This window comes from Nocardia sp. NPDC046473 (genome assembly GCF_040645995.1).
GTDB lineage: Bacteria > Actinomycetota > Actinomycetes > Mycobacteriales > Mycobacteriaceae > Nocardia.
In genome coordinates this window covers 125,691-132,535 of sequence record NZ_JBEYZJ010000016.1, presented here as the reverse complement: position 1 = coordinate 132,535, position 6,845 = coordinate 125,691, and the positions used below count along the sequence as shown (strand labels likewise).

The window sequence follows — 6,845 nt, the reverse complement described above, 5'->3', positions numbered from 1 at the left end:
CCAACCCCCAAAACCGGCTCAACACAACACCCGACACACGAACCATCACAACACTCCCAGATCAGCAGCGTTGCAATGACTCCTTGAATCCGCCTCAGTGCAGGTCCCGAGTGAGGGTGCAGATCTTGGTTGTCACGTTGGCGACGGGGGTCAGGCGATGGGGGCTGTGGGGTTGGGGCCGATCCACTGGGTGAACAGGCGGTCCACGTTGCCGGTGGCGAGCTGGGTGGTCAGGTAGGCGTTGAGGGTGGTGGACAAGAATGGGTCGTCCTTGCGGACCAGTAGGATCTTGCCGAAGGAGTCGAAGGGCTTGTCGGGGTGCAGGACCTGGAGGCCGGGGTGCTGGCGGACTCGGTAGCGGCCCTCGACGGCGTCGGTGACGAAGACGTCGGCTCGGCCCTGGTCGATCTCGTCGAAGAGGGTGAGATTCTCTGGCCAGAGGGTCAATTGGGCGTCGGGGAAGTTCTTGCGGGCGAACTCCTCGTTGGTGCCACCGCGATTCGCGATCACCCGCACCTCGGGGCGGTTGATCTGCTCGATCGTCGCGTAGTCGGTCTCGCTGCCGCGGCGGGTGATCGGTGTCTTGCCGTCGGTTCCGTAGGTGATCGAGAAGTCGGCGAAGGCGCGGCGGGCCGGTGAGTCGGAGATGCCGCCGACGGCGATATCGCAGTGCAGCGCAGCGAAATCCGTCTTCATCGACGCCCAGGTGACCGGCACGAACTGAACCGGACGGCGGAGCACCTCGGCGAATCCACGCGCCAGATCGATGTCGATGCCGCGATATTCGCCCGCGCTCTCGGCGATCGAGTACGGCGGATAGTCCCCTGGCGTGCACACGCGCAAGGCGTTCGAAGCCTCGGCTTCCGCCGAAATCGCCGGTGCCACCAGGACAGTGCAACCGGCAAGGAGCGCCGCGCCGATGCGGCCGAACAGCCGCGTCACTCGCATCGCTCAGTTCTCGTTGCGCGCCTTGGGGAACTTCTTCTGCCGGGCTACCCAGCCGGCCATCTTCGCCCAGTGCGACTTGCGCGGGGTGACGATCGAGGTCAGCTCGCGGTCCCACTCGTCGGCCTCGGTGAGGCCGTTGACGGTGGCGACGAGTTCCTTCGCGGTGGCCAGATCCGCGACGACCCGGTCGCCGAGGATGCCGTCGGCACCGACCAACGTGACGCGGACACCCGCGCGGCCGACCGGCTGCAGCACGGCGGTGGCCGCACCGTCGTGATCGGCGACGAATCCCTTGACGGACTCCACGAGGGCGCCGGACAACTTCACCGGGGCCGTGGCGGCATGAGCACTCATGGACGTTAGTTTACCGACCAGTAGGAAGCGGTCCAGTCCCCGTGCCGAATAATCGGCGCCCGCATACTGGCTCCTCCGGATCTGACGCGCCTGCCGAACGGGTGTAGAACAGATCCCATGCGTGCGATCCAGGTGTCCGAACATGGTGGTCCCGAAGTACTCCAGTACGTCGAGGTGCCCGACCCGCAAATCGGACCCGATCAGCTGCTCGTCGACGTACAGGCCGTCGGCATCAACTACATCGACACCTACATTCGCACCGGCCGCTATCCACAGGCCGTGCCCTATGTACCCGGCTCCGAGGCCACCGGCGTGATCTCCCGGGTCGGCGCGAACGTCACCGAGTTCACCGTCGGCGAGCGGGTTGCTTGGGCGACCGGACCGGGCAGCTACGCCGAACAGGTCGCGGTAGACGCCGCGGTGGCCATCAAGGTGCCCGACGGTGTCGATCCGACGGTCGCCGCCTCCGCGCTGCTCCAGGGCATGACCGCGCACTACCTGCTCGAATCGATCTACACACCGCAGCAGGGCGAGTCCGTCCTCGTGCACGCGGGCGCGGGTGGCGTCGGCCTGATCCTGACCCAACTCGCCGCAGCGCGCGGCGCGCGGGTGATCACCACAGTGTCCACCGACGCGAAGGAAAAGCTGTCCCGCGAGGCGGGCGCCGCCGAGGTGCTGCGCTACGACGACGACCTCGCCGACCAGGTCCGTGCGCTCACCGACGGCGTCGGCGTGGCCGCGGCCTATGACGGCGTAGGCGCGGCCACCTTCGAAGCCAGCCTCGCCTCGCTGCGCGTCCGCGGCATGCTCGCGCTCTTCGGTGGCGCCAGCGGTCCGGTCCCCCCGTTCGACCTGCAGCGCCTGGCCGGCTCGGGCTCACTGTTCGTCACCCGTCCGACACTGGCCCACTACGTCCGCGACCGCGCCGAATTGCTCTGGCGCGCAACGGATGTCCTCACCGCCATCAGCAACGGCACCGTCCAGGTCCGGGTCGGCGCGACCTATCCCCTCGCCGAGGCCGAACAGGCCCACCGCGACCTCGAGGCCCGCAAAACGACCGGCTCCATCGTCTTGTTGCCATAACCCGAAACCTGCGGTCGCGCAATCGAGGTCGTAGGTCCACCGATTCGGTGTCCTGCGGCCCGGTTGCCCGACCCGGCCGGGGTGCGATCGTGGAGCCATGCCCGCGCTAGCCAACCAACGCTCGATCGTCGTCGGTATCGACGGATCGCCCGCCGCGATCAGCGCCGCGCGATGGGCCGGCGATCTCGCCGCGCGACAGCACGAATCCCTCGCACTGGTCTGCGTCGTACCCGATCTCGGCTATCGCCGCTCTCCGTCCGCAGTCGCCGAGACCGGCATGCTCGCACAGCTGCGCGCCACCGCTGAACACAAAGTCGCCGAGGCTGTTTCGGTGGTACGTGAGGATCGACCGAAACTGGAGATCGTGGCGACCGTCGCCGAAGGCGTTCCCGCGCAGCGACTCATCGAACACAGCGCCGCCGCGCGCATGGTGGTCGTCGCGGCGAATGGGGTCGAGCGCACGGGCATGGTACTGCTCGGCTCCACCGCACTCCGGGTGGCGAACAACGCTGCCTGTCCGGTCGCGGTATGGCGTGGCGACCTGGACCGGCCGCTGCCGAACAACCGTCCGGTGCTGGTCGGCGTGGACGGACACCCCGGTGGTGAAGCCGCGCTCGGGCTGGCCTTCGAACTCGCGGCATTGCTTCGGGTCAATATCATCGCGGTCCACGCGTGGTACGACCCGGCCCTGTGGCAATGGAATGCCGGCTCGGACGCGCTGGCCACCCTCGCCGACGCGGAGGAGCTACTACTGGCCGAGCGCATGACCGGATGGCGCGAGAAGTTCCCGGATGTCTACACCACGCGGATCACCTACAACAGCGGCCCGGCACAGGCCATGCTCGAATTCGCCATCCGCGCTCAACTGCTGGTCACCGGCAATCACGGGCACAACCGTGTCACCGGGCTGCTGCTCGATTCGACAAGTCAGAACCTGCTGCACAACGCCCCGTGCCCGACGGTCATCTGCCGGGATCGCCGGTAGCTCGGTCCGCTGTCAGTAGTCGAGGCCGGTGAGTCCCCGGTAGATGAAGCGGGTCAGCCCGTCCACGGCCTGCTTGTCGGTCAGTTCGACGGCGCCGTCTTCGACCGCCTGCACCATGCTCGTGGTGAGCAGGAACATCATCGCCAGGCTGGCGTCGGGCGTACTGGGCAGAGTGAGACCGCGCGGGCCGAACGTGTCCAGGTGATCGGCGATATCACGACGCTGCTGAATCGCGAACTGCCCTGCCTGCCTAGCGAATTCATCATTGACCAGGGCCGCCTGCTGGATCGATCGGAACACCGCCCAGTGCTGCCGCGCCGCGACCCAGTACCCCTCGACGTGGAAGCGGATCGCCGCCGGATCGGTGAAGTCCGGGTTGTGGTCCGGCCCCTCGGCCGTCACGTCGCTCGCCGCCGCGACGTCGTTCAACAGCGCCTGGAGTAGTTCTTCCTTGCCCGCGAAATGGTTGTAGAACGACCCAGCCGCGCGCCCCGCCGCGGTGGTGATGTCGACGATCTTGGTGTTCAGGTAGCCACGCTCGGCGAACAGCCGTAGCGCCGCCGCCTTCAACGCGAGCTCGGTCTCGGCCGACTTCTCTTTGCGACTCATCGACACCTGCACCCACCTCCTTGACAGGGAACGTACCAACTCCCATACTGAATTCACATTCACTGAATAGTAATTCATTTAGGAGAAACAGTGCAGAACCAGGTACTCATCGCAGGTGCGGGCCCCACCGGACTCACCCTCGCCCTCGAGCTGGCCCGCCGGAACACGCCGGTGCGGATCATCGACCAGGCCACCGAGTTCTTCGCCGGCTCGCGCGGTGACGGCATCCAGCCCCGCACCCTGGAGGTATTCGACGACCTCGGCGTGATCGACGCGGTGCTCGCGGCGGGGATCCCGGCGCCGATCACGCGGGCCTACCTCGGCGGCGCGTTCGTCGGCGAGCACCGGATGTGGGAGCCGATCGAACCGACCCCCGCACTCCCCTACCCCAATCCGTGGATGCTCGGACAGTCCAGGACCGAGGCGATCCTGCGCGATCGGCTCGCGGAATTCGGCGTGCGCGTCGAACTCGGCACGGCGCTGGCGGAATTCACCCAGGACGCGACCGGCGTCACCGCGACCCTGACCCGCGACGGCATCGCGGAGGCCGTGCGCGCCCCCTACCTGGTCGGCGCCGACGGCGGCCACAGCACGGTGCGCAAGGCGCTCGGTATCGCGTTCGAGGGCACGACCGACGAATCACTGCGGATGCTGCTCGGCGACGTCCGGGCCGACGTCCTCGACCACGAGTTCGGCTACCGGTTCGCCGGGGCCGACCGGCCGATGGAGGGAATCGCCATGTCCCCCTTGCCCGGTGGCCGCCAGTTCCAGTTCGCGGCCCCACTGACCGGCGACGCCGAGCCGACCCTCGCGGTGCTGCAGGAGTACGTCGACCGCTACTCCGGCCGCACCGACATCACGCTGACCGACCTGACCTGGGTGACCGTGTGGCGGCCGAATGTCCGGCTGGCCGAACGGTTCCGGGACCGGCGCGTGTTCCTGGCCGGCGACGCGGCCCACGTGCATCCGCCGACGGGTGGGCAGGGCATGAACACCGGCATCCAGGACGGCTACAACCTCGGCTGGAAGCTGGCCGCCGCGCTCGACGGTGACGAATCACTGCTGGACAGTTACGAATCCGAGCGCAGGACGGTCGCCGCCCGCGTGCTCGGCGTCAGCACCGAACTGCTCGGCAAATTGGTCGACGGTCATGAGGACGCGATGCGGCGTGGCCCGGAGACCCAGCAGTTGGACATCAGCTACCGCGACCTGACCGACCGCCGCCCGCTCGTAGTGGGCGATCGCGCGCCCGACGCACCGCTGAAAGACATGGCGGGCACGCCGATTCGCCTGTTCGACCTGTTCCGCGGCCCACACGCGACGCGGCTGTATTTCGGCGAAACCGGTGAACTCCCCACCGAATCCGCGGCCTACGCGGTCATCCGACCCGGCACCACCGCATCCGGACGTTACGTCGTCGACGTCGAGGGCCACGCGTTCGCCGCGTACCACGCGGTCGACGGAACCCGGGTCACCATCCGGCCGGACGGCTACATCGGCGAGATCAGCTGAAGAAGCTACCCAAGGTGTCCCAGCCGAGCACGGAATCGACCGCGAGACCGCAGAACACCACGGCGAGATAGTTGTTCGACTGTAGGAACAACCGCAGCGGCTTCACCGACTCGCCACGTCGCACGCCCGAGTACAGCTGGTGCGCCATGAGCAGGAACCACGCTCCGGCCACCAGCGCGACGGCGGTATAGACCACGCCGGCCGCGGGCGCCAGAGCCAATGTGGTGAGCACGGTGAGCCAGGTGTAGATGACGATCTGCTTGGTCACCACCTGCTCGGTCGCCACCACCGGCAGCATCGGCACGCCGGCCGCGCGGTAGTCCTCCTTGTAGCGCATGGCCAGCGCCCAGGTGTGCGGCGGCGTCCAGAAGAAGATGACACCGAACAGCGCGATCGCGGGCCAGCCGATGCCGCCGGTGGCCGCGGACCAGCCGACCAGCGCGGGCATGCAGCCTGCGGCGCCGCCCCACACCACGTTCTGTGAGGTGCGGCGCTTGAGGCCGAGGGTGTAGACGAAGACGTAGAACAGGATCGTCGCGACCACCAGCACGCCGCTGAGCAGGTTGGCCTGCCACCACAGCCAGGCGAACGAGGCGAGGCCGAGCACGACACCGAACACGAAGGCGTGCGAGGTGGGCACCGCCTCCCTGGCCAGCGGGCGCTTAGCGGTCCGCTTCATCACCTTGTCGATATCGGCGTCGGCGACGCAGTTCAGGGTGTTCGCGCTGGCCGCGCCCATCCAGCCGCCGAACAGGGTGACCAGGATGAGGCGGATGTCGATGTGCCCGCGATCGGCCAGCAGCATCGTCGGAATCGTCGCGACGAGCAGCAGTTCGATGACCCGCGGCTTGGTGAGCGCGATGTACGCGAGCACCCGCCGGGTCAATCGGGACGGCAGGCCAGGACCCGTGAACCGGTCGGCCAGCGCCGTCGGAGCGGAGCCGTGTGCGCCATTGCCACCCGGCTGTTGCCCAATCCGCACTGTTTCTCCTCGCACGCTGTGCATCGCATCCGGCATGGACCAAGCAGCGCGCTCGGTCCCGCCGACCTGGATGCGCGAGAGCTGGACCTTCGCCCGCCTCGGCGCCCCTTCAGCCGTGCGGCGCGGCTACTACTACAGAGGATGGTAGACCCCGCCAACCCCGGTCCTCGCATAGCCCCACGCAACAACATTCGGAATGTGGTCCAGCACACGGGAGTACTACAAGCCCGGACACCGCGAAAACTTCTCGTTCGCTACCGCCCAACCCAACCCCGCACAAAGCGAGTCTTACGAGCGCGTTCGCGGCCCGTCGCGCGTCCGAGCGGTCGAAGCGCATGCGCCGCAGGCGCGAGTCTCTACCGCTCGGACGCG

The 6,845-nt window shown here is 67.8% G+C and carries 7 protein-coding genes; 3 read left to right on the top strand and 4 right to left on the bottom strand.

What is annotated here, in order from left to right:
• Positions 1 to 150: 150 nt before the first annotated feature.
• Together ABZ942_RS43110 and ABZ942_RS43105 are read right to left on the bottom strand one after the other, a co-directional pair.
• Entirely contained in the window at positions 151 to 948 is a 798-nt protein-coding gene (locus ABZ942_RS43110; protein WP_357392060.1) for a transporter substrate-binding domain-containing protein, read from the bottom strand.
• A gap of 3 nt (positions 949 to 951) precedes the next feature.
• A complete protein-coding gene (locus ABZ942_RS43105; protein WP_357392059.1) occupies positions 952 to 1,302 on the bottom strand; it encodes a hypothetical protein in 351 nt (116 codons plus the stop codon).
• Positions 1,303 to 1,419: 117 nt separating this feature from the next.
• Between ABZ942_RS43105 and ABZ942_RS43100 the strand changes: the two genes are divergently transcribed.
• Both ABZ942_RS43100 and ABZ942_RS43095 read left to right on the top strand, forming a co-directional pair.
• Positions 1,420 to 2,385, top strand: a complete 966-nt coding sequence (locus tag ABZ942_RS43100; protein ID WP_357392058.1) for a quinone oxidoreductase — start codon at positions 1,420 to 1,422, stop codon at positions 2,383 to 2,385.
• 97 nt (positions 2,386 to 2,482) lie between these two features.
• Positions 2,483 to 3,370, top strand: a complete 888-nt coding sequence (locus ABZ942_RS43095) for a universal stress protein (protein WP_357392057.1) — start codon at positions 2,483 to 2,485, stop codon at positions 3,368 to 3,370.
• A gap of 12 nt (positions 3,371 to 3,382) precedes the next feature.
• On the opposite strand, the gene ABZ942_RS43090 is transcribed toward ABZ942_RS43095, so the two are convergent.
• Positions 3,383 to 3,979, bottom strand: coding sequence for a TetR/AcrR family transcriptional regulator (locus ABZ942_RS43090; RefSeq protein ID WP_357392056.1), 597 nt, complete (start codon positions 3,977 to 3,979; stop codon positions 3,383 to 3,385).
• 90 nt (positions 3,980 to 4,069) lie between these two features.
• On the opposite strand from ABZ942_RS43090, the gene ABZ942_RS43085 reads away from it, so the two are divergent.
• Complete coding sequence (locus tag ABZ942_RS43085) at positions 4,070 to 5,491, top strand: FAD-dependent monooxygenase (RefSeq protein ID WP_357392055.1); 1,422 nt, start codon at positions 4,070 to 4,072, stop codon at positions 5,489 to 5,491.
• Here ABZ942_RS43085 and ABZ942_RS43080 read toward each other — a convergent pair.
• On the bottom strand, positions 5,484 to 6,473 hold the full coding sequence (locus tag ABZ942_RS43080) for a heme o synthase (protein WP_357392054.1): 990 nt from the start codon (positions 6,471 to 6,473) through the stop codon (positions 5,484 to 5,486). The two genes, ABZ942_RS43085 and ABZ942_RS43080, sit on opposite strands and share 8 nt — an antisense overlap.
• Between the last annotated feature and the right edge of the window lie 372 nt (positions 6,474 to 6,845).

What these genes read in the sequence shown, in the direction of transcription:
- ABZ942_RS43110 (WP_357392060.1), bottom strand. Translation starts at nt 948, where the DNA reads ATGCGAGTGACGCGGCTGTTCGGCCGCATCGGCGCGGCGCTCCTTGCC.
- ABZ942_RS43105 (WP_357392059.1), bottom strand. Translation starts at nt 1,302, where the DNA reads ATGAGTGCTCATGCCGCCACGGCCCCGGTGAAGTTGTCCGGCGCCCTC.
- ABZ942_RS43100 (WP_357392058.1), top strand. Translation starts at nt 1,420, where the DNA reads ATGCGTGCGATCCAGGTGTCCGAACATGGTGGTCCCGAAGTACTCCAG.
- ABZ942_RS43095 (WP_357392057.1), top strand. Translation starts at nt 2,483, where the DNA reads ATGCCCGCGCTAGCCAACCAACGCTCGATCGTCGTCGGTATCGACGGA.
- ABZ942_RS43090 (WP_357392056.1), bottom strand. Translation starts at nt 3,979, where the DNA reads ATGAGTCGCAAAGAGAAGTCGGCCGAGACCGAGCTCGCGTTGAAGGCG.